At 45.5% G+C, this 25625-nt stretch carries 26 protein-coding genes; 11 read left to right on the top strand and 15 right to left on the bottom strand.

Annotated elements, in window-relative coordinates:
* Positions 1-33 precede the first annotated feature (33 nt).
* Together RA156_RS08385 and RA156_RS08380 are read left to right on the top strand one after the other, a co-directional pair.
* Complete coding sequence (locus tag RA156_RS08385; RefSeq protein WP_306644132.1) at positions 34-1461, top strand: FAD-binding oxidoreductase; 1428 nt, start codon at positions 34-36, stop codon at positions 1459-1461.
* A gap of 227 nt (positions 1462-1688) precedes the next feature.
* Positions 1689-2510 (top strand): enoyl-ACP reductase FabI, encoded by an 822-nt coding sequence (locus RA156_RS08380; protein ID WP_306644131.1) that lies wholly within the window; start codon positions 1689-1691, stop codon positions 2508-2510.
* Position 2511: 1 nt separating this feature from the next.
* On the opposite strand, the gene RA156_RS08375 is transcribed toward RA156_RS08380, so the two are convergent.
* The 3 genes from RA156_RS08375 to RA156_RS08365 are packed head-to-tail and all read right to left on the bottom strand — an operon-like array spanning position 2512 to position 4528.
* A complete protein-coding gene (locus RA156_RS08375; protein ID WP_306644129.1) occupies positions 2512-3390 on the bottom strand; it encodes an ATP-grasp domain-containing protein in 879 nt (292 codons plus the stop codon).
* Positions 3387-4034, bottom strand: a complete 648-nt coding sequence (gene nth, locus RA156_RS08370) for an endonuclease III (protein ID WP_306644128.1) — start codon at positions 4032-4034, stop codon at positions 3387-3389. Before nth ends, RA156_RS08375 begins: the two co-directional genes overlap by 4 nt.
* Positions 4034-4528, bottom strand: a complete 495-nt coding sequence (locus RA156_RS08365) for a DUF6702 family protein (protein WP_306644127.1) — start codon at positions 4526-4528, stop codon at positions 4034-4036. Before RA156_RS08365 ends, nth begins: the two co-directional genes overlap by 1 nt.
* A gap of 80 nt (positions 4529-4608) precedes the next feature.
* Between RA156_RS08365 and RA156_RS08360 the strand changes: the two genes are divergently transcribed.
* The 4 genes from RA156_RS08360 to RA156_RS08345 all read left to right on the top strand — a co-directional run bounded on the left by RA156_RS08360 (position 4609) and on the right by RA156_RS08345 (position 8575).
* The gene (locus RA156_RS08360) at positions 4609-5643 is read left to right on the top strand and encodes a DHH family phosphoesterase (RefSeq protein ID WP_306644126.1); all 1035 of its coding nucleotides are present in this window, start codon (positions 4609-4611) and stop codon (positions 5641-5643) included.
* Positions 5640-6155, top strand: a complete 516-nt coding sequence (locus RA156_RS08355) for an FKBP-type peptidyl-prolyl cis-trans isomerase (protein ID WP_306644125.1) — start codon at positions 5640-5642, stop codon at positions 6153-6155. The genes RA156_RS08360 and RA156_RS08355 overlap by 4 nt, the downstream gene beginning before the upstream one ends.
* Positions 6152-7021 (top strand): FKBP-type peptidyl-prolyl cis-trans isomerase, encoded by an 870-nt coding sequence (locus RA156_RS08350; protein WP_306644124.1) that lies wholly within the window; start codon positions 6152-6154, stop codon positions 7019-7021. Before RA156_RS08355 ends, RA156_RS08350 begins: the two co-directional genes overlap by 4 nt.
* A 132-nt stretch (positions 7022-7153) precedes the next feature.
* On the top strand, positions 7154-8575 hold the full coding sequence (locus tag RA156_RS08345; protein ID WP_306644123.1) for a DUF5723 family protein: 1422 nt from the start codon (positions 7154-7156) through the stop codon (positions 8573-8575).
* Here the strand turns inward: RA156_RS08345 and RA156_RS08340 are convergent.
* Positions 8565-8966: a low molecular weight protein-tyrosine-phosphatase gene (locus RA156_RS08340; RefSeq protein WP_306644122.1), complete on the bottom strand. Its 402-nt coding sequence runs from the start codon at positions 8964-8966 to the stop codon at positions 8565-8567. The two genes, RA156_RS08345 and RA156_RS08340, sit on opposite strands and share 11 nt — an antisense overlap.
* 248 nt (positions 8967-9214) lie before the next feature.
* Here RA156_RS08340 and RA156_RS08335 point away from each other — a divergent pair, with 248 nt between their 5' ends.
* From RA156_RS08335 to RA156_RS08325, 3 genes are all read left to right on the top strand, one after another.
* On the top strand, positions 9215-10858 hold the full coding sequence (locus RA156_RS08335; RefSeq protein WP_306644120.1) for a coiled-coil domain-containing protein: 1644 nt from the start codon (positions 9215-9217) through the stop codon (positions 10856-10858).
* Between the two features lie 11 nt (positions 10859-10869).
* Positions 10870-12486: a hypothetical protein gene (locus RA156_RS08330; RefSeq protein ID WP_306644119.1), complete on the top strand. Its 1617-nt coding sequence runs from the start codon at positions 10870-10872 to the stop codon at positions 12484-12486.
* Positions 12487-12598: 112 nt separating this feature from the next.
* Positions 12599-12784: a hypothetical protein gene (locus RA156_RS08325; RefSeq protein WP_306644118.1), complete on the top strand. Its 186-nt coding sequence runs from the start codon at positions 12599-12601 to the stop codon at positions 12782-12784.
* Positions 12785-12817: 33 nt separating this feature from the next.
* On the opposite strand, the gene dnaA is transcribed toward RA156_RS08325, so the two are convergent.
* A complete protein-coding gene (gene dnaA / locus RA156_RS08320; protein ID WP_306644117.1) occupies positions 12818-14248 on the bottom strand; it encodes a chromosomal replication initiator protein DnaA in 1431 nt (476 codons plus the stop codon).
* A 387-nt stretch (positions 14249-14635) separates the two neighbouring features.
* On the opposite strand from dnaA, the gene RA156_RS08315 reads away from it, so the two are divergent.
* On the top strand, positions 14636-15067 hold the full coding sequence (locus RA156_RS08315) for an acyl-CoA thioesterase (protein ID WP_306644116.1): 432 nt from the start codon (positions 14636-14638) through the stop codon (positions 15065-15067).
* Here RA156_RS08315 and RA156_RS08310 read toward each other — a convergent pair.
* The 7 genes from RA156_RS08310 to RA156_RS08280 form a co-directional block, all read right to left on the bottom strand.
* Complete coding sequence (locus RA156_RS08310; protein WP_306644115.1) at positions 15043-15459, bottom strand: cupin domain-containing protein; 417 nt, start codon at positions 15457-15459, stop codon at positions 15043-15045. The genes RA156_RS08315 and RA156_RS08310 overlap by 25 nt on opposite strands.
* A gap of 99 nt (positions 15460-15558) precedes the next feature.
* Positions 15559-16104: a hypothetical protein gene (locus tag RA156_RS08305; protein WP_306644114.1), complete on the bottom strand. Its 546-nt coding sequence runs from the start codon at positions 16102-16104 to the stop codon at positions 15559-15561.
* 224 nt (positions 16105-16328) lie between these two features.
* Entirely contained in the window at positions 16329-17330 is a 1002-nt protein-coding gene (locus RA156_RS08300) for a zinc dependent phospholipase C family protein (RefSeq protein ID WP_306644113.1), read from the bottom strand.
* Positions 17314-18063 (bottom strand): 2-phosphosulfolactate phosphatase, encoded by a 750-nt coding sequence (locus tag RA156_RS08295; protein ID WP_306644112.1) that lies wholly within the window; start codon positions 18061-18063, stop codon positions 17314-17316. Before RA156_RS08295 ends, RA156_RS08300 begins: the two co-directional genes overlap by 17 nt.
* Before the next feature lie 3 nt (positions 18064-18066).
* Positions 18067-19149 (bottom strand): glycine cleavage system aminomethyltransferase GcvT, encoded by a 1083-nt coding sequence (gcvT, locus tag RA156_RS08290; RefSeq protein WP_434064838.1) that lies wholly within the window; start codon positions 19147-19149, stop codon positions 18067-18069.
* A 33-nt stretch (positions 19150-19182) separates the two neighbouring features.
* Positions 19183-20253, bottom strand: a complete 1071-nt coding sequence (locus RA156_RS08285; RefSeq protein WP_306644110.1) for a glycosyltransferase — start codon at positions 20251-20253, stop codon at positions 19183-19185.
* 3 nt (positions 20254-20256) lie between these two features.
* A complete protein-coding gene (locus RA156_RS08280) occupies positions 20257-22368 on the bottom strand; it encodes a S9 family peptidase (protein ID WP_306644109.1) in 2112 nt (703 codons plus the stop codon).
* A gap of 63 nt (positions 22369-22431) precedes the next feature.
* Here RA156_RS08280 and RA156_RS08275 point away from each other — a divergent pair, with 63 nt between their 5' ends.
* Complete coding sequence (locus RA156_RS08275) at positions 22432-22716, top strand: type II toxin-antitoxin system RelE/ParE family toxin (RefSeq protein WP_306644108.1); 285 nt, start codon at positions 22432-22434, stop codon at positions 22714-22716.
* 3 nt (positions 22717-22719) lie between these two features.
* On the opposite strand, the gene RA156_RS08270 is transcribed toward RA156_RS08275, so the two are convergent.
* From RA156_RS08270 to dapB, 3 genes are read right to left on the bottom strand one after another with little or no spacing between them, the layout of a single operon-like run.
* On the bottom strand, positions 22720-23301 hold the full coding sequence (locus RA156_RS08270) for a WbqC family protein (RefSeq protein WP_306644107.1): 582 nt from the start codon (positions 23299-23301) through the stop codon (positions 22720-22722).
* A complete protein-coding gene (locus RA156_RS08265) occupies positions 23302-24903 on the bottom strand; it encodes a S26 family signal peptidase (RefSeq protein ID WP_306644106.1) in 1602 nt (533 codons plus the stop codon). It lies immediately after the preceding gene.
* Entirely contained in the window at positions 24900-25616 is a 717-nt protein-coding gene (gene dapB, locus RA156_RS08260; protein ID WP_306644105.1) for a 4-hydroxy-tetrahydrodipicolinate reductase, read from the bottom strand. Before dapB ends, RA156_RS08265 begins: the two co-directional genes overlap by 4 nt.
* Between the last annotated feature and the right edge of the window lie 9 nt (positions 25617-25625).

Raw genomic sequence — 25625 nt, 5'->3', positions numbered from 1 at the left:
GCATTACAGACGTTTTCCGAATTTAATCACAAGATGTACACCAAAATTTCTGAAACACACCTGCGGTCTATTTCATCCATTGTCGGTGAACAACATTGCCATAGTTCACTAGATCAGCGAGAAGCCTATGGTCGAGATGAAACTGAAGACTTGAGTTTTCCTCCAGAGGCGGTTGTTACTCCGGCGAATACTGAAGAAGTCAGCAAGGTGATGGCTTACTGCTTTGAACAAGGGATTCCTGTGACTCCAATTGGTGGTCAGACAGGCCTCAGCGGTGGCGCACTGAGTGTATACGGTGGGGTAGGACTATCCTTAAAACGCCTCAACCAAATTTTGGAAATCGATACCAAGAACCTGCAGGTAATTACACAGCCGGCGGTTATTGTAGAAGAACTTCAAAATGCTTGCGCAGAGCATGCACTGCTATATGCACCTGACCCTGCAAGCCGAGGAACATGTTGGATTGGCGGGAACCTCGCCGAGAATTCAGGTGGACCTCGTGCAGTGAAGTATGGCGTCACCAAAGATTGGGTGTTGAATTTGGAGGTCGTCCTTCCCAATGGAGAGGTGATGGAAACGGGGGCGAATACCCTAAAGAATAGCACCGGCTACAATCTTACGCAGCTTATGGTTGGTTCAGAGGGTACCCTCGGGGTCATTACACGCGCTACCCTAAAGCTCATTCCAAAGCCAAAGCGCAACATGCTACTCTTGGTACCCTTTGCCTCATCCGTGGATGCCTGTTCAGCCGTTTCTGCCATATTCAGGGCAGGAATCACACCTTCTGCTCTAGAATTTATGGAGCGTGCGGCCATCGAATTGGCCATGGAGTTTACTGGTTCACATGAGCTGGAATTGGCTGACGATACAGAAGCACATCTATTGATTGAAGTAGACGGCAATCATGAGCAAATCCTGATGTCTGACTGTGAAACCATTATGACTGTAGTGGAAGAGCACGGCGCTGGCGAGGTTCTGTTTGCTGAAGACCAAGCGCAGAAAGATAAACTATGGTTCCTAAGAAGGAGAGTTGGAGAGGCTGTAAAGGCGAAGAGTATCTATAAGGAAGAAGACACCGTGGTGCCGAGGTATGCACTTCCTGTATTATTGCACGGGATAAAAAAGATTGGACTGACTATTGGATTCCAAAGTGTATGCTACGGACATGCAGGTGATGGAAACCTGCATGTGAATATTCTGAAGGGAGATATGAGTAACGAGCTGTGGGACAAAGAACTACCTTCCGCTATTCGCTCGATCTTCGAATTGGTCGTTTCGCTCGGCGGCACGTTGAGCGGGGAACACGGGATAGGCTTGGTACAAAAGGATTACATGGATATCGCATTCAAGCCAAATGTCTTAGATCTTATGTGGGAGACAAAGAAAGTGTTCGATCCGAAGCTGATTATGAATCCTGGGAAAGTGTTCCCATCACACTATTGGAAAGGCAATATTATTTAGATGTTAAATCTACTCTTGCATCGTACGATTTTCATCCTATATTTGAGGCGCTCAGTATGAGAGAGGCTGAGCAAAGTTAGTTGAGATAGGTTAGCCTTTCGAGGCAAACCGCATGAGTAATTTATAGTTTTTAGTTTTTCAGTTTAAGCCATTGAGTCCCGCAAAAGTGTGGGACTTTTTGGTTTATTATAATCTCGTAGCTTTACCGCCCAATTAAACACCCCATTATGTCACATCAATTACTGAAAGGCAAAAAAGGAATCATCTTCGGTGCATTGAACGATATGTCAATTGCATGGAAGACTGCTGAAACAGCTTACGCTCAAGGAGCAGAGTTTGTATTGACCAACGCACCTATCGCTATGCGTATGGGCGAAATCAATAAGTTGGCTGAGAAGTGTGGAAACGCGCTGGTTGTACCTGCAGATGCAACAAGCTCAGAAGACCTAGAGAACTTATTTCAGCAGACTATGGATCATTTCGGAGGGAAGATCGATTTCGTTCTTCACTCAATCGGGATGTCTCCAAACGTTCGTAAGAAGAAGCACTACACAGACCTTAAATATGAGTGGTACCACCAAACGCTTGACGTGAGCGCGATGTCATTGCACCGTACACTTTCTGCGGCGATGAAGATGGATGCCATCAATGATTGGGGATCTGTAGTAGCACTAACATACATTGCTGCGCAGCGTATCTTCCCAGATTACAATGACATGGCTGACGCCAAGTCATTGTTGGAGTCGATCACACGTAGCTTTGGATACCACTACGGAGAGCGCAAGAAAGTGCGTGTGAACACGATTTCTCAGTCTCCGACGGTTACCACAGCCGGAAGTGGGGTGAAAGGATTTGATGAGTTCATCAGCTTCTCTGAGTCAATGAGCCCACTAGGGAATGCAGACGCTCAAGCATGTGCTGATTACACCGTGATGATGTTCTCTGACTTCACACGCTACGTAACAATGCAGAACCTATTCCACGATGGAGGGTTCAGTAACACTGGAGTTACACAACAAGTAATCGAGAAATTCGCTAGCGAAGAATAAGCTAGTCAACAAAAGACCTTTGAAAGGCCGCACTTAGCAGTTCCACTGCTTTGTTGCGGTCTTTTTCGTTGAGACCAGCAGGTGGTCCGTATGGCGTAGTATTGACGTCAATGATGTAGATTTTACCATCGCCCTGGTCTCGAATGACATCAAGCTCACAAAATTCTGCTCCCATCTCCTCAGTGAACAGGCCAATTTGCTCCACTTCGGCTTCTGAGAATATGTCACTTAGATCGAGAAGAGTCGAGTGCGTCACTTCATTTGTGAAGCGTTGATCCCAAGACTTAAACTTGTGGTAAGCCAAGACAGGTTTGAATCCAATAACAGGCACGCGAATATCAACGGCTTGGCCATCCTCGGTTTTGTTGCTGAGTACTTTTTGGTAGATGTACCCTTCCTCAGTGCTTGATATCGGACATTCTATGTATTTGCCGTCGTGTTTTGCGTTGTCGTCACTTTTCATGACGGCAGTTCCATTAAAATTCAAGGGATCAATAAAGGTTCCGTAGCCTAAAAGGTTCTGATGAACAAGTTCTACTGCTTCCTTAGAGATGTCTTTGCAGTGTTCGTTTACCCGTTTCGGGTGTTTCATCCATCCATCGATTTGCCATTCTTTCTTCGTTTGATCATGGAAGAAGAGAAGAATATCTGCACTCGACATGGCCTTGTTGGTCAGTCTGAAATGAAGGTGGTCTGCAATCTTGTGAATCGTAGTCCGCTTACTAGGGAAATCAGGCCAAGTCACAATAACCGGCAGTTCACCCTTATGGAATTTGCGGTGCTTTCGATCTTGCGACCATGAGCGAAAGTCTTTCGAAATTCGCTCGAAGAGCGGCATGTTCGAACGATAGTTGTTTCGAAGCCCCTTCTTCATTTTCATTTCGTCCACTTTTTGATTTCTGACTTACGTCCGATAGTAGACGTGATGAAGTCTTTTTCAAGCTTAAGACCACGGGCAGGAGAGAACTCTCTTCCGTAAAAGATGATCTGAAGGTGGAGTGAGTTCCACTTTTCTTTTGGGAATAGACGCTTGGCGTCTTTCTCCGTCTGATCAACGTTCTTACCAGTGGTTAGTCCCCAACGGTACATCAAACGGTGAATATGCGTATCAACAGGGAATGCTGGAACACCGAAGGCTTGCGACATAACTACACTCGCTGTCTTATGACCTACGCCAGGAAGCTCCTCAAGTTCTTCAAAGGATTGTGGTACTTCTCCGTTGTGCTTGTTCATGATGATCTCACTCAGACCGTAGATCGCTTTTGATTTTGCCGGAGACAAGCCACAAGGTTTGATGATCTCTCTGATTTCTTCTACTGTTAAGTTGAGCATGTCTTTTGGATTGTCAGCTCGTTCGAAGAGGTTCGGAGTAATTAAGTTGACACGTTCATCGGTGCACTGCGCACTCAATAATACCGCCACTAATAAGGTATACGGGTCTTTGTGGTCGAGTGGAATAGGTGTTTCCGGGTATAGCTTTTCCAGGCTTTCAATTACGAAAGCGGCTTTCTCTTTCTTCGTCATCAGTTCTGAATAACAGACTTTGGTTCAGCAGTGGTGAGGTGCATACGTTTTGTCCAACCATTGTACTCGAGTGTGATCTCGTTGTTTTGGTCTTCAAAGTGCTCGAATAGTATGCGGTTTTCAATGCTCAAAACATTGATGGGCTGAACGTTAGAAATCTCGAGGTAGATCCATGTGATGTCATAGTCAACCTCCATTCCCCAGTACTTCCAGTAAAGCTCTTGGTCGTTCGCTTTCACATGGAAGCGTTCACGAATGTAGTTCTCAATACGGTAGTCAGCGTCTTCAATCTCCTTATCGGAACCCAAGCGAATGGGTTCTTCGTCTCCTCCAATCGCTTTTTCCAAGTCATCAGTGAAGATGCGCATTTCAATCTCGAACGCATTGGTGTTCAGATTATGACGCATCGATGTGTAGCTATGGTAAAACTTGTGTTCCGCGCTAGCGAAAGAAAGAATAGCAACGGCAGAAAGAAGGATGAATACTGTTCTCATGTGGAAGCATTGGAGTTGCTTGTTCAAATTTACAATAGTCTTGCCAGAAAAAGCTCTGGCCCTCTGGCTATCTTTGAGCCATGATTTCCAGTACAACTGATCCTTACTTAAAAGCAGTTCCGCTGATTCAACATGCACAGCGCATTGTAGTGACAGCACACAAATCGCCTGATGGAGATGCCGTTGGTTCTTCGCTTGGGTTGGCTAAATACCTGATTAAGAAAGGGAAAGATGTCACTGTGGTACTTCCGGATGGATTTGCAGACTTCCTCAACTGGATGCCAGGGACGGAGGATATCAAGTATTACGACAAGGACACAGCGGAAGTGGAGTCGCTTCTGAACGAAGCAGATTTGATCTTCTGTCTTGATTACAATGATATTTCACGCGTCGGGAAGATGCGAGGGGCGATGGAGGCGTTGATTGGTCAGAAGTCTTTCATTTTGATTGACCATCACCAACATCCTCAAGACTTCCCAGATGTGTTGATCTCGGATACATCTTCTTGTTCGACCGCACAGTTGATTTTCCGCTTCATTGATCGCATGGGAGATCGCGTCTACCTCGACAAAGAAATTGGTGCATGCTTGTATTGTGGAATCATGACCGATTCAGGAAGTTTCAGATTCCCATCGGTAGATGAAGAAACACATCAGATTGCCGCCGAAATCATCAAGCTCGGTGTAGATCACGCCCAGATTCATCGCAATGTCTACGATACGAATCTCCTTGACCGATTGCGTCTGGTAGGCTATGCACTAAGTGAGAAACTGGTGGTGTTACCTGAATATCGCACGGCATACATTAGCCTATCGGCCGAAGAATTGACACGATTCAATTACAGACCGGGTGATACCGAAGGCCTTGTGAATCAGGCGTTGTCAATCAAAGGAGTAAACTTTGCAGCCTTCATTCGTGAAGGGAATAACGAAGTAAAATTGTCGTTACGTTCACAAGGAAGCTTCAAGGTAAACGAAGTGGCTGCGACTTATTTCAACGGCGGCGGACACAACAATGCTGCTGGAGGAGCCACTACAAAGCCCTTGGAAGCCGTTGTACAGCAGTTCAATGAGATCCTTCCTCAGTATAAAGAAGAGCTTAACTACGACCTATGAGACTCCTAGTTTTTGGAATCATTTCTGTCATCCTTTCTGTTCAATCTTGTGGAGAAGATCGACCAACACCTCCACCGGTGAACGAGGCTGAATTACGCGAGCAGCTCATTGATTATAATCGCAACAAGATGTTGGCCGAGGATTCATTGATCACCTCATACTTATCGGAGCATGCGTTATCATATCAGAAAACGCCCACTGGACTGCGCTATGCAGTAAGTTCAAGTGAGGTAGGAGATAGTCTCAGCAAGGGAGATATAGTTCGCGTAGCCATGGAGATTTGGTTGTTTGATAGCACCCTTTGCTACGCCAGAAACGAAGATGACCCTTTCAGTTTCATTCTTGGAGAGAGTGACGCCCCTCCAGGACTTCATGAAATGGCCGGCTTGCTTAAGAAGGGAGATTCTGCGCAAAGCATTTGGCCGGCTCGTCTTGGTTACGGACTTACAGGTGATCAAGGACGTATTCCTCAGGATGCGATATTGTTGGTTGATCTTACCATGCTTCCATGAGGGTTCTAGGGTGTCTCTTGATCGTATTTCTGGCAGCTTGCCAATCTTCGCCTGATGGATTCGAAGAACGTAAAGAGAACGTCTACCGTGAGCTTCGCGCCTTTGGAGAAGGTGATCGGAAGGTAGGGGATGCCCACACAGCTTCGTTGAATGTGTACATGGCGCAACGATTTTCCAGTCATTATGACTACATGTTGGGCTATGATGTGCGCCCGGTAGAGGCGATTCCTGCTGATCATTGGTTTTTGAATCATGAACTCGCTAGCGCGGAATCGGGAGACAGTATCAGATGGTATTTGCCGTATTCAGAGATCAAAGGAACTTTCATAGACGAGTACACTATTGATTCCATCATGGTAGCCGATACCGCAAGAATTGAATTGATCATTGCGATTCAGAGTGCATACACCAAAGAGGAATACTTCAATAGTCCACGATACCTGTCGCAAGTTCAAGCCACCAAAGACCAACAATTGATCATGGCTCAACTAGAGGAGCTCAACATCAAAGATAGTGTGACCTGGTTTGGTTCAGGATGGCAAAGAGTGCTGAAAGAAGGAGAGGGAGATCGACCAAATGCGGGTGATCATTTGATCTTGGGTTTTACTGGAAGTTTCCTCGACGGAACGGTCTTCGATGTGGCTGATGATAGCCTGACGTATATCTATTTCGACTACGGAAAACCAGACCAAGTGATCGAAGGAATTGAGCGTTCTGTTGGCTATATGCGCAGGGGAGAAAGGCGTGAAGTATGGCTTCCTTCTGCGTATGCTTTCGGGTCGAAAGGGTCTGAAGATATTGTGCCGCCGAATACACCAGTGCGTTTCGAATTGCACTTGGTTGATCTCCTAAGAGACTCCATTTAGATTTCTGTTATTCAGTGATTTGATAGTATTCATATAAAGATTTTGTTTATGTCATTTTCAGATTCTTGAACTCAAGAAACTTTCATTTTTTTACAACATTTTGTGCTTTAGTTCCGTAGTAATCAAGAGACTATGAAGCAAGCCGCCCTCTTCATATTGACAATTTGCCTTTTCGCATCATCGATGTTCGCACAAGAGAGCATCGGGATCGGGATCAGCAACTATTCCCCAACGAATAGCCTCTTGTTGAATCCGTCATCCATTGTTGATTCAAAAGCCTTTATTGATATCCACTTGGTTGGGTTTAGTGTCTTCGCGAGAAATGACTTTGTCCACTTCGATGGCAATCAAGTTTCGCTGACCAATCCGAACAGTTTTAATGGTGCCGAAGTGTTGTACAATGAAAAACGTGCGCCATTTCGTGCCTATTCTGATGTATTGGTTCAAGGGCCTACCGTTACGGCTACCATTGGGAAGCACTCGTTTGGTTTATACACCGGAGTGAGAAGTGTGACGGATGTGCGTGGACTTGGTCAGAAAACAGCCGATTACATCATCAATGGTTTTCAATATGGACCTTACATAGGAACAGACACGCGTATCACGAATTTGCGTGCCACCACCTTAGCTTGGGCTGAGGCCGGACTATCCTACGGACAAATCATTCGACAAACAGGAAATGATCTATTGACGGCTGGGGTACATGTGAAACGTTTGTTTGGCATCGGTGCTGCTGCGGCACGTTTGAACGAGTGGCATTTCACGGTAGAAGATTCAACCACCATGCAAACCCACAGTATTTCTGGATCCTACGGTTTTAATGAACCTGGATGGAACACTGGGAAAGGCTGGGGAGTAGACATTGGCTTTACCTACAAGAAGACAAAGTCTGGTGTTTCGAACTACATACCACATCTCCGTGCAGGAGGTTGTGAAACATGTGATTACCAGTACAAGGTGTCTGTGGCACTATTAGATATAGGTCGTGTGAAGTTTGATCCAGTATTCTATGCTTCTGATTTTAATGAAGACAGCGAGTACACCTTAGAGAATTTCGACAGTGCCGATCCAGAAGGATTGGATGGTGTCAGCACATTCTTGAATGACAATTTCGAACTCCAAGAAGACAATCAAAAGGCAAACTTCCGAGTAGCATTACCTGCAGCTTTAAGCGCTCAGTTTGATTACAATCTTGGTTACAACGTATACGCTAATGCGAGCCTTGTTATGGGCGTTCCTTTCAAAAGAAACTTTGGTATTCAGCGAGCAGCGTCGCTTTCGCTAACGCCACGTTACGAGATTAAGCGTTTTGAAGCAGCCTTGCCGATTACCTTGCATGAGATTGCAGACCCGATAGTTGGTTTCATGGTTCGATTGAACAGCATTATCATCGGTACAGATAACTTAGGTCCATACCTCTTCAATTCTGACATCTACGGAGCAGATATTTATTTCCATTTGAAGTACACAATTTTCCGTGCTCCAGGATGTAAAGGAAAAACACGCAAGCGTGGCCAACGAGGAGGGAAGATCGTCCCTTGTGCTAGTTGGTAGCTAAATCGTTGACAAGCGCCACAATGGCTTCATCGATCATCAAGTAGACATTTCTGAATCCATCATCACCACCGTAATAAGGATCTGGCACATTCGCCGTAGTTCCTGAGTTGCCGTAGGCTAAGATCATTTTGACCTTGTCTTTCTGTTCTGCTGTAGCTGCCATGTCCACTAGGTTATCGTAGTTTGATCGGTCCATGGCTAGTATGAGATCAAAGTCTTCAAAGTCGGATTGACGCACGGGTCTTGAACGTTGATCGGTGATGTCGAGGTCAAAAGCTCTCATGATCTCAATCGACCTCCGATCAGGTAGTTCCCCTTCATGCCATCCGCTGGTTCCTGCGGAATCAACAAATACATCTAATCCAGCTTCTTCAGCGCGGTGTTTCATAACGCCTTCGGCAATTGGTGACCGGCATATATTACCGAGGCAAACCATAAGGATACGGTGTGACATTTTCTTTGTGGATTGACCTGCAAGATTCAAAAAACTTAGCAAGCAATGTTCATGGTAATCTTTATGCTCGAAAAATTTCGATTGAATCCCTTCGAATGTTGCTCCCAACCCATTGATTTAGTGCGTTGTTTGAATTTGCGATCTTTGTAGGAACCGAATTAATCTGACCTAAACTGACATCTGTGGCATCTTTGTTACGACGAGTAATCGTTATCCCTATTCTTTTTCTGACCCTTTACGTTTCAGGCCAAACAGCTGGCTCTGGGATAGTATCGCAAATTGAGTCACTTGCAGCTAAGGAAGAGAAGAACAGCGAAAAAGTTGGTGAGCTCAACCGCAAGCACATGGACACCTATGTGCTTGAAGACTTGAAATTAAAGCGACTCGAAGAGGAAGTTCGTGATCTAGAACGGAAACAACTCGAAACCGAAATGGCTGTCGAGGAAGAGCTAGAAAGAAAGCTTGACGAAATCGAAAACGGCGAGTCATGGAAGAATCGCCGTGAATCCGCAAGACGTGGATACAAGGAGCATAATCCTGGGACTTGTGGGGCTGGAGGGCCACCTCCGATTTGTAAAGTAAATCATTGGTATCGAGTTTCTGTTGACGAGGCCATGCGGGAATACGACGCATTGGTAGAAAAAGAGCTTGACAAGATTCGCAAAAAGAAGACGAATGCTGATTCGGCGCTAGCTGATAAACGCCAAGAATTAGATGATTTCCGATACCAGGAAAACGAATTCGCTAAAAAACGAGATGACATTAACGAAGAGATGAATGAACTCATCGCTGACAACAATGATATCCGTGAACGCATTCAGGAGTTGAGTAAAGAGTACGTCAGAAAAGTAAATGAAGAGGCGGAAAGCAAGCAAAACAATGATATCGCGAATTGGCTGAGTGCTATTGCCCAAAAGCACTATGCTGAATTAAAGGTTGGAATTCTGGAAGCGAAAATTGACGAGTTGGCTGAAGAAGAGGCTGCAGCAATCATCAAGTTGGAGGATCAACTTCGGAAAGAGAATCAGCAAGAAATTGAAGAGAAGGAACGTCGAAGAGAACTCATTCGAGATCAGTTAGTTGCCTTCATCAAACGAAAAGACGGCGAAATAGATGACAACAAGACCATACTAAGAGCTAAAAGAGCCGAGCTCAATGAGGTCGAGTACCTATTAGACAATCCCCAAGATCTAACACAAGCCGATATTGATCTTCTAGTGATCAAACAGACTGATTTGGAAAACGAAATCGATCGCTTAGAACAAATTGAAAAAGGAATTGAGCGTGAACAGAAGAATGAAAAGCAGGTAAGGGAAGCTGAAATAAAACAACTCGATGATGAAATCTGGGACCTCACTGTTGATTTACCTTCTAAGATCAACGAGGAGGTGAATGATTTGAAAGAGGCATTCGCTGCTAAAAGAGAAATCTTAGTCGATGCGATTGATGGTAGAAAGCTCAAGATTAATTCACTTGAAGCCCAAATTAGTGACCATGAAGATGCTTTTAGAGCAAAAGTCTATGACTACGAAAGTAGAGTAGAGCCTGAGCGTCTGCGCATCATGGATGCCTGCAGCAGCGCAGGGGCATCTTGTTGGGGTTCTGGAATTGTAGGTGACATTTGGAGCTCAGCAAATAATCTCATCAGTTGTGCGCACCAATTAGAGATGGGAACGCAGTATTACTCAGGTTGCGAAAAAGCAAGTAAGAAGTACAAGACGGAGTACAATAGTAGAGTGAATGGGATTTCTGATAGAGACCTCGGAGTTTTGCGTAGGCAGAATTCCTCTTACAAGTATCAGGACCTACTCAAGAAATTCGATTAAGAACTACAGAGATGAAAAGAATAGCACTGATTATCACTCTCTGCTTCATCGGAGTGACAGGCATTAGTCAAGAGTCTTTTGCCGAAATAGAATCCAGAGTAAAAGAGAAAGTTGAGCTAAATCTTTGGGAAGATGTGTTACTCATTGCCTCAGAGTTGGTTATTGCTGATCCAAGTCGTGGTGATGGATATCTATACACTGCCATGGCGTTTTATCATTTAGACAACCAGCCTAAAGTCGAGAAGTACCTAGTCAAGGCGCAAAAAAAGGCAGACGCAGAATTACAGGCGAAAATTGATGCTTTCACTGAAGAAATGCTCTCTGACGACACTACTGTTAACCTCGTAAAGGATGCAGAGCAATTTGAGTCATCGAATAACCCGAGAGCAGCGTGTCAGGCATGGTATGAAGCATGGGAAGAAGATAAGACGAAGGTAGACTACGCATTGAATGCTGTGGGTTATTACATCGATTTTGAAGAGTATGAAAAGGCGTTAGAGATCTTGTCAGATCCTAATGTTAGTGCCGATCCCAATGCAAGAAGTGTTGTAGATGCTATTTACAATACTCCGTCAATGGTAGCGAAGGAAGGCTATAAGTCTTCCATGGAAAACGGTCACGCAGCTTTCGAATATCAAAACTACACTCAATCCCTGGATTACTTTAAGCAAGCGCTTACCCATCGATCGAACGATCCTGAGGCAACGAATATGGTGGCAAAATGTGAGGAGGAGATTCTCTGGAAAAAGGCCCTGGATTCAAACTACATTGAAGACACCGAAAAGTATGCTGATACTTATCGCAGTGGAAAATACATTAGCACAGCCAATGACAGAATGCGTCGTTCTTATGTGAGCATTGCCAAGAACTGTGCAGATTCTCGAAACGAGTCGGGAATGATCGATATGCATAACCGATATGTGAACCGTTTTCCGGGTGACCAAGGGATTATGGATATCAAGAATCTCTTGCTCAATTATTACTTCGCTAACGCGGAATCGAGTTTCAAGCTCAAGAATTATTCGAATGCCAAAGCGAACTACGAGCAGTATTTGAATGTGTATTCCATGGGGAGTAAGGCAGAGGAATGCCGCAATCAGATCAAGCGCTGCGTGCGAAGATTGAATCAACGAAGCCAAGGCTTCTTGCTTTACAGTTACGATGAGCAAAGTCCCTTTGGTCTTGATTTCGGAAGACTGAATAAGAGGGGAGTTGGTGGATACATGAATATCAAGATGAACGCTGAGATATTTACCGGCTTTGGAGTGCTCTATGAAGTGGATAACGCTGGCAACGAGACCCACCCAGGAGAAGGAGTCCTAACAGGTCAGATAAGAGAGGCGAATATCGCCGTTTCCACAGGGTTGACATTCAAGTTGGTGTACCCCTTGTTCGGGTATGTTGGCGGTGGGGCAGGCTATTACACTGTGTATGAAGAGGCAGATGTCTACTTTGACGATGGAGACTTTTGGGAAACAGACTGGTTTCGGAATTCTGATCAAACAGAATTTCGGTTCTATCCAGAAGCAGGTTTGCGATTGAAATTCGCCAAAACTTTGGTGTTCAAGTATGGCTTCATGTTCCAAGAAGAAACGATTCAGCAATTGGGAGTAGGCTTCGCGTTTTAGGAATATGATGTTGATTCCTAGTGCATTTGACGATTTCAGACTACATGGAAGGTAGACGTTGACCTACAAACTGGAGGATACTCCGCGCGTAACTTTGATTAAAATTAGTCAGATGAACGCAAAGAAATTGGTCTCTATATTCTTCATCGCCATCTTGGTAGCGCTTTCAGGTGGTGCTACAGGCTGCAAGGTGCAGAAGAATGACTTCCACAAAAAGAAGTGGAAGATTAAGAAGGGGCACCCACCCGTACAGCGATATTACAATAAGTGGTCTCCATTTAATCCACACAGGAAATAAAAGAAAACCCGGACGTTTGGTCCGGGTTTTTATTTATTGGATGCTTAGTTTCTTCTCGAGGTCTTCCAAGTACTTACGGAAGTGTTTGTCCGTTTCTTGGAGGTTGTTGACCGTTCTGCAAGCGTGAAGTACGGTGGCGTGATCTTTTCCTCCACAGTGCAAGCCGATGTTGGCTAGCGAAGACTTCGTCATCTTCTTTGCAAAGTACATAGCGATCTGACGAGCCTGTACGATTTCACGTTTACGTGTTTTAGACTTGAGCAATTCGATCGGAAGATCGAAGTAGTCACATACCACCTTTTGGATGTAGTCGATGCTTACTTCACGCGCAGTATTCTTCACGAACTTATCAATCATCTGCTTCGCAAGGTCAAGCGTAATCGCCTTCTTGTTCAGTGATGCTTGAGCGATCAAGGAGATAAGGGCTCCTTCTAGCTCGCGAATGTTCGTGGTAATGCTGTAAGCAAGGTATTCTACTACTTCCTTAGGAAGTTCGATTCCATCTGCGTACATCTTCTTTTCTAGAATAGCGATACGCGTTTCTAGTGATGGTGTCTGAAGGTCAGCGCTCAATCCCCATTTGAAACGAGAGAGTAGGCGCTGTTCCATTCCTTGCATCTCAACAGGTGGCTTGTCGCTGGTGAGAACGATTTGCTTTCCTGTTTGATGCAGATGGTTGAAAATGTGGAAGAAGACATCTTGCGTCTTTTCCTTTCCGCTGAAGAACTGAACGTCATCAATGATCAGCACGTCAATCATTTGATAGAAGTGACTGAAGTCATTGACGCTGTTATTCTTTACAGCGTCAATGAACTGATGAGTGAATTTTTCAGAGGAAACGTAAAGGACAGTCTTCTCAGGGTACTGATTTTTAATTTCAATACCGATTGCGTGGGCCAGGTGCGTCTTACCAAGTCCAACTCCTCCATAAATAAGAAGTGGGTTGAATGACGTACCTCCTGGTTTGTTTGCTACCGCGAATCCAGCTGATCGTGCTAGACGGTTGCAATCGCCTTCGATGAAATTGTCAAAAGAGTAGTTTGGGTTCAGGTTAGAGTCGATGTTTAGCTTACGTAGACCCGGGATGATAAACGGGTTCTTAATAGGCGTATCGCTCATATCAAGCGGCATCGATACCGAAGGATTCTTGATCGCTTTCTTGTTCGTTGTCGGTACTTTTACAGTGTACGGGTTAGCGTTATCATAGTTGTTTTCCATGATAATGCTGTACTCTAGCCGACCTTCCGGACCAAGCTCCTTGCGGATAATCTTTTTTAAGAGTGGCACATAGTGTTCTTCTAACCATTCGTAGAAGAACTGTGATGGGACCTGAATTGTCAAAACACTCTTTTCCAGCTTCACCGGTTTGATAGGCTCAAACCAGGTCTTAAATGCCTGCATGCTGACATTGTCTTTGATGATGTCAATACAATTCTGCCAAACCTGATTGTGATCCGTAGCCATGGAAATACCAGAAATTAAAAGTGTTAACTAATTATTAACGCAACTTGTTAAGGTTGCTAAGGGGAGGTGCTTACCCCTTTAGAGCGAACAAATATTTGGAGAAAAAAATGAAAAAAAAAGCGCCAACCCTATTGACTTTCTAGTTTTTTCTCTGAGACTGAAATTTGCGTCAATTCTGCGTTCCGCGCGTTTTTTCGTGAATTTACCCCTTGTATGTTCCATGCGGATTGCATAGCTTCCGCGACATCATCTTAGGGGCACGCTAGTGTCTAACAGACACTTAAGAGTTTTGACTTGAAGTTTGGTTTCAGGATGGCGCCAGATAATCCAAGCTTAACACCATATTAACCCTAGAAACACGGTTTAGGATTTCAAGATTCAAATTTCATGTACACCCACTCTACATATGTTCGCGTAAGGTACAGTGAAACAGACCAAATGGGCTACGTCTACTATGGCAATTATGCTGCCTGGTTCGAAGTAGGTCGAGTAGAGTCGTTGCGTTCACTCGGACTAAGTTACCGCGCCATGGAAGACCAAGGCGTGATGTTGCCTGTCCTTACGTATGATGTAAAATACGTAAAACCAGCCAAATACGACGATGAGGTGCGTATAGAAACGAGTATTATTGAGTTGCCAAAAGCCCGAATTTCATTTTCCTACAAGTGTTTCCGCGTGAGCGAAGGAGAAGAAGAGGAGCTATTAACCCTAGCGAATACCACCTTGGTCTTTATTGATATGGAAAGTGGGCGTCCAACCCGTTGTCCTGAATCTTTGACACAGGCCTTAGTGCCTCACTTTGAATCTGGCCTGCGGTAAGGTTCTATAAAAACGCGGTCTTGTCCTTTGAATTCCGGGGTTTGTACAGAGAGTACTTTAAGCTCACTGCCTGCTTTCACTACCGCAGAGTGCACGGTACCCACCGGAATATAGATCAGTTGTCCAGGTTGAATCATCACTTCTTCTTCACCCAACATCATTGATCCTTCTCCCTCGAGTACATATACATACTCTGTGTGGGAAGCGTGAAAATGGGCTTTGACACCTTCTTTAATCCAGATCATGAAGGTAGAAGCCAGGCTGTCTGTAGCCAATTTCTCTACATGGATGGCTTCATCACCCTCGTAATTCATGCCTTTTAGGTCGAAAGATGCTTGAGCGAATAAGCCAGAAAGGCAAAGGCTGAGCCCAATGGTTAAGATGATTCTCATGCTGGGAAGATAAGAACTCAAAATCAGGGCATAAAAAAAGCGCCACCTGAGCGACGCTTTTGATCCTATTTAATGACTGGATAACTCCAGTTTCCATTCTTATTCTTCAGCAACAGAGGCAGTAGCTTCTACGTTCTTTGCTGTTTTCACGAAGTGATTGAAGGCCATGCGTGCATAGTCCATATCCCAATCAAGGCGTTGCTTCGTGTTGTTATACTTGCACTTCGCAACCGGCTGCTTCTCGTATGCTGAGAAATCTCCTTTGTCTGGTTTTTCAAACAAGGTCACGTCTGTGTACATCTTGAATGACTTCTTTTCTAGCGGCACTACCGCTTCGGTGTTGATCTCAAAACGCTTTGAGATGAATCCGTCTTTCGAGAATGTCACCATGTATTTCTTTCCACTATCCAGGATGACAGAGTAGAATCCTGTTGATCTGTTCGCGTATTCACGGATAACCTCACCTTCACATTCGATGGTGACCATTACGCCGTTCATAAACGTCTCATCTACTTTTTCAGTAGGGGCAACAATGTCGCCGATATCACCGGCAATCACGTTCCCATAGAATAATACCTTCGGAAGGGTAGCGCTCGCAACGCTTACGATTAGTGCGAGTAAAATGCTGAGTGTTAGCTTTTTCATGAGGGTGCATGTAAGTTAGTTCTTACCCTTATACTTCGTGAAATCCTACAAGGTTACGTTTCGCATGAAAAAAGTTGCAGAGCCTCTACGAACTGTAGGCGGTAAGCCGTATGCCGTAAGCTGAATACATTGTTCTGGCCAATGATCTTACCTGAATTCTTCGGCTTACCGCATACCGCCTACGTCAAGCCCTAGGCCTTAAGCCTTAAGCCATAAGTCTTAGATCATTCGTGTTCCCGCTTCTTCAACTCTGGCTTACTCTCCACATTCAGCTCTTCCTGAATGGCTTTTTCGGCTTCTTCTAGATCGATCTCTTGACTGAGAACGAGGTTTGGTTGCCCCGCATCTACCCATGCAGAGTACCAAACACTTCCTACCATAATAACTGAAGCGCGCATGCGACGTTCTTGTTGACCGTCGAGCATGTCGTAGTAGGCTTTGCTGTATTCTTCACTGTAGACTTTGGTCAAGACACGTCCGCGTTCTTCGTAGCTGTATTTGGCGTCTTGGGGGAACTGCTCGTTGAGCTCACGCTCGAAGCGGAGTACTGAATCTACTCCTGCGTGACTGGCTTCTACAATAGCCCATGAAATGTCGAGAGGGTTCTCTACGTATCTGGCTTTCCCAACGAAGAAGTCCCAATTATCTTCATAGAGTTCAGGGATTCTTGATTCCCAGAAACCGTGAATTCCCTTTTGATTGGTCATTTGGCCGTTGTAGTTCTCTGTGGTGTGGAGAGGGACATGAGCATCAGCGATGTAATGTCCGAGCTCTGCAGAGTAGCGTAAGATCTTAGCTACGTCTTGCTGTTCAAAGGCACGCGTCAGACGATCTTTGTACATCGGGATATGCCAAGGCACAATTCCGTAGGCGCGTAGGGTGTCTTCGGTGTATTTCTCCACGGCATCTACCCATTTCCTCGGCATGAGGTTGAAAGGATTGGCATGCACTCTCCCTGTCGTATCGTACTTGTAATAATGATCGATGTCTATATAATGACGTTCAGCTTCTCCTTTGACACCATATCTTCTTTTGTCAGGATCCACAGCGTGTTCCTTGATGAAGTCAATGTGTTCTTTGTAGAAAGAGAACAGGGGAGTAGGGAGCGTATAAACAGCGAGCTCATTGATTCTACGATGAGCAAAGAAGCCCCAAGGAGCATTCGCTTCGGCCGGTAGGCTAATTAAGAAAAGCGCAAGAACTAGAAGCTTAATGAACCGGCTCATACTCGTACGCTAGTTTAACGAGTTTACCGTCTTTAAGAATAGGAATCGAACGCACGTTGTTCGGAGTCAAGCAGTACTTCACGTCTTCATTGAGGTTCAAACGACGAAGTCTGCGACGATGAGATGAAGCACGTAGGAAGCTGAAAATGTTTTCACGAGCACTGCGGTAGATGAACTTTGCAGCAATCGTTGAATCTTCTTCTGCCTTGAACAAACGAGATTCAATCAATTGATCGGCGATGGCCCCTGCACAGATTGTGTCTTCTAGGTTGAACTTGTCTTTCCAACCTGAACCAAGAAGCAGCACATCTTTACGCTGTTCAATCAACCATCGACAAACAACATCGAGGTTATTCAATGACCCAATAATGACCGTAGGCATTTCACTTGCCATGTGGATAGCCTTTGTACCATTGGTAGTGGTCAGTACAACCTCTTTGCCTTTAAGAGAAGGGTCCATGAAAGCGTATGGGCTATTCCCAAAAGGGAAGCCTTCTACTACTTCACCACCGCGCTCAGCAGCAACTGTATAACCGTTGTTCAAGTATTCGCGAGCTTCGTCAATTGAGCTCACTGGAATGACCGCCTCGATACCGTTGTCGATACCAGTCGAAATCGCAGAAGTAGCTCTTAACACATCAATTACTACACAAATCTGAAAATCAGACTTGTAGAGTTCGTACTGTTTAGGGGAAAAGCAAACTTCTACTCTGGCGCGGTCTTCTAATGTCATCTGTTAGGCTTTGTAAAACGGCGGACGAACGATCTTCGCTTCAATCTGCTTGTTTCTGATAGCAATATACACCGAGTTATCGGTTTTAGCGTGTTCCGTAGACACGTAGCCCATTCCAATCGCTTTGTTGGTTGACGGACTCATCGTACCACTTGTTACATAGCCGATTTTGTTTCCATCTGCATCAACAATGTCATACCCTTGACGAGGAATGCCTCGGTCAACGAGTTCGAATCCAACCAGTTTACGTGAAGGACCGTCTTCTTTTTGCTTCTTGAGAAGGTCTCCATCAATGAAATCCTTCGTGAACTTCGTGATCCAACCTAGACCGGCTTCGATAGGAGAAGTCGTGTCATCAATATCGTTTCCGTAGAGGCAGAAGCCCATTTCTAAGCGGAGTGTATCACGCGCAGCTAAACCGCAAGGCTTGATGCCATGGTCTTTACCAGCTTCCATTACAGCATTCCATACCGCTGGAGCATCTGAATTTCTAACGTAGAGCTCGAAGCCTCCTGCACCAGTGTATCCCGTTGCTGAAATCATTACACCTTGAACACCAGCGAATTCACCCACTTCAAAAGTGTAGTATTTCATCTCGGCAAGGTTTACCGATGTCAATGACTGAAGTGCTTCTGATGTCTTAGGACCTTGAACAGCCAATAGAGCCCAATCGTCGCTTTTATTCTCGAGTGTGCAATCGAAAGAGTTGTTCTCGTTCAACCAGTTCCAATCCTTCTCCATGTTAGAAGCGTTCACTACCAATAGGAACTTCTCTTCGGCAATTCGATAAACGAGCAAATCATCAACAATTCCTCCTTTGCCGTTTGGAAGGCATGAGTACTGAACCTTACCATCAACAAGTTTGCTAACGTCATTCGAAGTCACCTTCTGAAGGAAGTCGATAGAGCCAGGACCAGTAACTACGAATTCACCCATGTGTGAAACGTCGAACATTCCTACTGCTTCGCGCACGCAAATGTGCTCGTCTTTCACTCCAGTGTATTGCACAGGCATTTCAAATCCTGCGAATGGAACCATCTTAGCACCAAGTTTAACGTGCTCATCGTAAAGAGGGGTGCGTTGCATAACGCCTTCAGCTGTTGCCATGGGGTTGATTTCTTAGTCGAGCAAATGTAGGAATAACTCCCGTTGAGACGCTACTGAATATCGTTCTTCTATCCACGGTCTGCATCCTTGAGCCATGTTGCTGCGCAAGTCGTGATCTCGCAACAATCGAAGTAGGGCATTCGTCCACTCTTCCTCATTAGAACAGAGGAAGCCATTTTTCTCATGATCAATGACTTGAGCGTTTACGCCAAGCCTGTCTGCTACAGGAACAATTCCTTCAGACATGTACTGGATCAATTTGAACCCACACTTCCCGTTAACCCAAGTTTCATCGGGCAAAGGCATGATGCCAATGTGGAACTTAAGTAAGTCTTCTCCTTCCGTTGCTGAGCTCCATTCAATGAATTCAAGATCTGGAAAATCGAAAGTGGGTTGAATGTCACTGATGACCACCAATTTGAATGGGTGTTGCTCGTATACCTTTTGGAGGATGGGCAAATGCGCTTCGAGATAGGGGAGGGTTGAGTGTGATCCAGTCCAGCCGATGTTGGGTTTTTCTGTCTGTTGGTCTTGTGTGAAGCGATGGTTTTGTTCTGTATCCACTATCGTGGGAAGCGTGAACGATCTAGGGTTGAGCTCTTCGGCGTTAGCCTTTAGCCAATCATTTCCAGCGACATTCACGCCACTCCATTTCATAAGCTTCTTCGCGTTACCATAAGGTTTGATGAAAGACCATTTACGGTTCCCGGCACTGACGTTCGGAAGCCAAATGGCATCGTCAAATTCAAACAGGTACTGCTGGTTAGCGATCTTCGATAAGTACCAAGCGATTAAAGGAAGCCCCAAAGGAGCACACTCTCGGTGAACCCAAACCCGATCGAATTTCCGCACAACAAAAAGCATACGATACCTCCGACCAAATCCTTTGATAAGCCCCCATAGCTTTTGGACTTGCCTACCTGGTCGGTGATAGATCTTCCAAGTAGCTTCGTCTAAGAATGGAGCAATGGTCACTTCCCATCCTTCTTCTTCTAGAATTGGGATGAAGTGCTCTATGCGGAAACGCTGACTGGGAGCATGTCCGGGAGGGTAGGGAAGAATCAAGAGGATCTTCCTCGACACGGCTTAGAGGTTTGCTTTAATGTAGTCAATCACCTTTGTCATCAGGTGCACACGGTCTTTACCACGCACATTGTGCGGATGCCCGGGGTAAACAAAGAAGTCTACCTGAACACCTTCATCAACACATGCTTTCAGGAAACGCATGTTATGTTGCATCACCACAACGTCATCAATGGTACCATGAATCATCAAGAGATCACCTTCAAGATTGCTCACGTAGTTGGTTAAATTTGACTCTTCGAAACCTTCAGGGTTTTGCTTTGGCGTATCCATGTAGCGTTCTGTGTACATGACTTCGTAAAGCGTCCAGTCAATTACAGGACCACCGGCAACACCCACTTTGAAAGTACCTGGTTGACGAAGCATCAATGAGGTTGTCATAAATCCTCCAAAACTCCAACCGTGAACCGCCATGCGCTCACTATCCACGAAACGAAGTGATTTCAAGTAGTTCACACCAGCTAATTGATCTTCCATCTCCTGGTTACCGAGTTGACGGAATACGGCTTGCTCAAAGTCTTTACCACGGTTTGCTGATCCTCTTCCGTCAACAGTGAATACGATGTATCCATCTCCAGCTAATGAGTGCATCCATAAAGGTGCTCCCGCCATGTAGCTATTGGTCACCAACTGCACGTGTGGACCATTATATACGTACACTACTACTGGATACTTCTTGTTCATATCCATGTTTGGAGGAGTGATCAGACGTGCGTGAAGGTCAGTACCGTCGTTTGCTTTAATTGTCAGCAACTCGGTTTTACCGATTGCGCGATTAGCCATAGGGTCAGCGGCATCAAGCAAAACGCGAGAAGCTTTGCCACTCACGCTCTTCAATTCGATCTTACGTGGTGTGTCTACACTTGACCAGGTGTCAATGATGAATTTCCCTGAGCCAGAAACCATCACACGGTGCGTTCCCGCTTGTGTTGTAATCTTCGACATCTGCATGGTCATCAGATCAACACGGTACGCGTGTGTTTCTGTAGGGTTTGGACCGTGCGCATGTACAACCGCAAATTTTCCTTTTGGACTGAATGTTACAAGTTCAGTAATAGGGAAGGTGGCTTCTGTTCTGCCACGAAGCTTCCCATCAGCACCATATCGGTAGATGTTGTTGAAGCCGTCGCGTTCGCTGAACCAGATGAAGTCTCCAGATCCATCAGGAATGAACATGACCGGTTGTTCCGGTTCGATGTATTTATCGTCGCTCTCTGTGAAAAGAATACGATCAACCTCTCCTGTGCTTGCATTGAACTTAACCACACGACTTACATTCTGGTCACGATTGACAATCGCCGCAATCACCGATTGATTGTCAGGAGTCCATGCCAGGTTGGTGATGTAGTAGCTATCGTCGCGAACGCCACCGTTGACATTTAGGTATACGGTTTTGTCAGAACGCACATCATAGATTCCACAAGCGGCGTGCTCGCTGCTGCTTCCGGCCATAGGGTAGCGAATGGCGTTCAGCTCTGCCGGCGTAGCGTTCATATCAACCAACGGGTATTCGGTCACATTGCGCTCATCTTTTTCATAAAACGCCAATCGTTCACCACTCGGTGACCAGAAGAGACCTTTACCAATACCGAATTCGAAACGAGCAATGGCTTGTCCAGCGACAATCCCTTCCGGGTGATCAGTCACTTGTGTGACTTTACCAGGGGTATTGACGAAGACATTGTTCTCTTTAGTGAAGGCGGTGTTACCGTTGCTGGCCTTTTCTTCATTGGCCATCGGTTTTCCTTTTTCTCCTGCTGACGCCACTTTACCTGACTTCACGTCAACCGTGTAGTTCTTGTCTGCCGAACTAAACTCCGCCGTATTTGACGATGTAAACTTGAATCGCGGTAACGACTCGAGCTTTAGATCAGGATGCTTGTTGATTTGCTCAAGCGTGATCGCTCCAACGATTCGTCCTCGCATATTGTAGATCTTGAGTTGATCGTCTTTTGCGAAGGCATAGTTGTCGGTTCCCTTCACCCACTGAAGCTGAGAAAGATTCTCAGGGTAGAAGGTTGTCCACCGTTCCATTACGGCTTCTTCTACACTTAGAGTTTGGGAAAATGCTGTAAAGCTGAGGCATAGCGCCACGAATAATAGGAGCTTCTTCATTGCTTGAGATTTGGTCGAGGTCAAATATAACTGCCTGCGCTGACTCTTTCTTACATTTGTACCATGAGTCAGTACAAAGTTCTTGTTAGTGAGCGTGCAGAAGAGGCTTTTCGCACGCTAATTGAGAAGGTAGCATCTACATCGCTGATTGGTGCAGAAGACGCACGCATGGCCGTGATGAACCGCATGAGAAAGCTTGGCTCAAATCCTATTCACCAATCACGTAAAGCGAAGTTCTCTTCCCTAAATGGTGATTACCGCTCAATTCTAGCGTGGAATTACCGCATCTATTACAAAGTAGAGGATAAGCGAGTAGTCATTCTCGATCTATTCCTGGATAAAGGATAATCGCTACGAAAGGAACTCTGCGCCTGCAGGTCCAAGATTCATCAGCAAATCAATTCCCGAAAGATCTGCGACGAATTCAAATCGATCGCTGAATACTTGTGTATACGCCTGCTTGATATCATCTTCAATGAAGGCATGGCGCGTACGATGATCCTTTGTTATTTCGGTTTCCACGTAGGTCTCGCTAATCGCGGGAATGGCTCGCTCCCATTGTTCAAGAAGGAATTGAATGCTTCCGACCGATAGGTCTGATAAGTAGACTGCATCGTTGATCAACGCTTCAATTTCATCGTAGTAGTGGATGAAGTAGGCTGATTTCCCATAAGCGGCTTGGATGCCTTTCTTCGCAAGTCTTCGCCATTCGTCATTGACCAGCTTCGCGTCTTTGACGGATACGCCTTTTCGGGCGCTTCCTTCAACCCGTGCGGTAACACTGAGTTTACCGTTAGGTCCAAGTATGTCAAAACGGTTGCGGTAACTCTGCTTTACGTAGAACTCGCCAATATCAATGACCGCCTCTTCGGCGCTAGCCAAAGCACGCAGGTAACCTAAAGAAGGAAAGCAAACTGCTGGAAAAACCTCCATTTAGTCAACAGTACGGAACATACGTTCCCAGCGGATCTTAGACTCGCCGTGCTGAACTTCATTTTGTTTCGAGAACCAAGTGAAGACAGCCTTACCAACGATATGGTCTTCAGGAACAAAGCCCCACATTCTGGCATCAGCTGAATTGTGGCGGTTATCTCCCATCATCCAGTAGTAGTCTTGTTGGAAAGTGTATGAACTCGCCAACTCACCGTTGATGTAGATGACTCCGTCTTTCACTTCAAGCTCATTGTCTTCATAGACTGAAATAGCTCTGCGGTAAAGAGGAAGGTTCTCTAGATTGAGGTCAATTGACTCACCCTTCGCAGGAATATGCAATGGACCGAAATTATCTACATCCCAAGAGTCATACGGAGCCTGTTGCGAATTCGGGAAGATCGTCATGGTGCCACGTGTGGTTGATTGATCTTCCAATTCAATAGAAGCCGTTACGTTCATCGCCTTCAATTTCTCTACCTCAGAAGCAGTAAGCGCAATCGTAGACTCGTCCATCAGTCCCTGTTCAGTAGTACCAAAATCAAGGTCGGTCAGCTCGAGTTTGTCCTTGACACGCTTGATTTCTACCGGGTTATTCAGTGCTACTTTGTAGTTAAACTGCACACCTTCTGGAGTTTCAATCGCTTCATTATTGATGTAAACAACGCGGTCTCGAATCTCTAGATCTTCACCAGGTAGACCAATACAACGCTTGATGTAGTTCTCCGCTTTGTCTACCGGTCGACGCTTGATACCTATCGGTTGACGAGAATTCTGAGTGAAAGAACGACGTGCTTGTTCGTTGTATCCTTCTGGATCGGTGTCGTATGCTTCGTAAGACCCGGCAATCTGAACTCCTCGGTTACGAATGATGGCGTAGTAGTCATGACCAGCCAATTGCGGGTGCACAAGCACAGAATCCCCATGAGGGAAGTTGAACACGACCGGATCATAACGCTCCACGTCTCCAAAGCCAGGAAGGCGGAAGTATGGAAGGCTCCACCATTCAACATAAGAATTGGTCATGGAACCAGGGAGGGCATTGTGAACGAAAGGTACAGACAAAGGGGTTTGTTGCACTTTCGCACCGTAGCTCATTTTACTTACAAAGAGGTAATCACCCACAAGCATCGATCCTTCCATCGATCCTGTTGGAATAGTATATGCTTCAAAGAAGAATGAACGAATCACTGATGCGGCAATAACAGCGAACAAAATCGCCTCACCCCATTCACGCATCATGCTCTTCTTAGACTTGCTCCAGTCTCGTGGTCCCACATACTTCACATCCTTCATGCGGAAGGCGAGATCAGGGATAGCTGCCCAAGGAAGCGCACCGAAGTACCATTGGTCTTTCGTGCTTTCCTTCGTGAAGGCGATACCTAGCTCAACATTCATGATACCTAGCATCAGCAGGTTCACTCCAGGGATGAAGAGTACAAACACCCAGTACCACGGACGTTTAATGGCTTTCAACCATGTAATCCACTGAAGCACAGGGACGAATCCATGCCATGAAGGAAGACCAATGCGTTTGAAAATCGATGGTAGCGATACGAAATAGACCAGATAAAGAAGGATCAATAATATTTCGAAAATGCTCATTTCAATAGGTTTTGAAGCATGTCACCAATGGTGAACACGCCAGTTTTATCTTTCAGCCATTCTGCTCCTTGAACTGCACCCAGCGCAAATCCATCACGAGAGAAGGCTTCGTGTGTTAGTCTAATTTGATCAATGCTGGATGTGAAGTCTACCGTATGTAGTCCTTTTACATCTCCTTCGCGAATTGACTCAATGGGAAGTTTGTTTTCTTCTTCCATATCATCCGTCCAGCCATCGAATTGTTGGTAGTGGTCCAACACAATGTCTGAAATCGTTAATGCAGTGCCACTTGGAGCATCTTTCTTGCTCACGTGATGGGCTTCGATGATACTTGGCGTGTACTCATCCAGTCGAGACATAATCTCGCTGGCTCTTTTCACTAGTACATTGAAGACGTTTACGCCAATGCTGAAGTTGGTCGCATAGAGCAAGGCACCGTCATGTTGTGAAGCTTCGTGAGATACTTCTTCTAATCTGGTGTACCAACCGGTAGAACCGCATACGACAGGTACTCCGGCTTCCATGCAGGCTAATAGATTATCTGCGGCAGAATGTGGTGAGGTGAACTCAATGGCTACATCCACACCTTCGAGGTGCTCAGGCAGGGCAGGGGCCTTGGAGGTAGCGCGTAGCACAACGTCATGACCACGTTCCTCGGCAATGCGTTCAATCGCCTTACCCATTTTTCCATATCCTATGATAGCCAGTCGCATATGTCGTAA

Origin of the sequence: Sanyastnella coralliicola (genome assembly GCF_030845195.1) — a bacterium.
Classification (GTDB): Bacteria; Bacteroidota; Bacteroidia; order Flavobacteriales_D; family Sanyastnellaceae; genus Sanyastnella; species Sanyastnella coralliicola.
The sequence above is the reverse complement of the archived record's forward strand: the minus strand, read 5'-3'. Positions and strand labels throughout refer to the sequence as shown.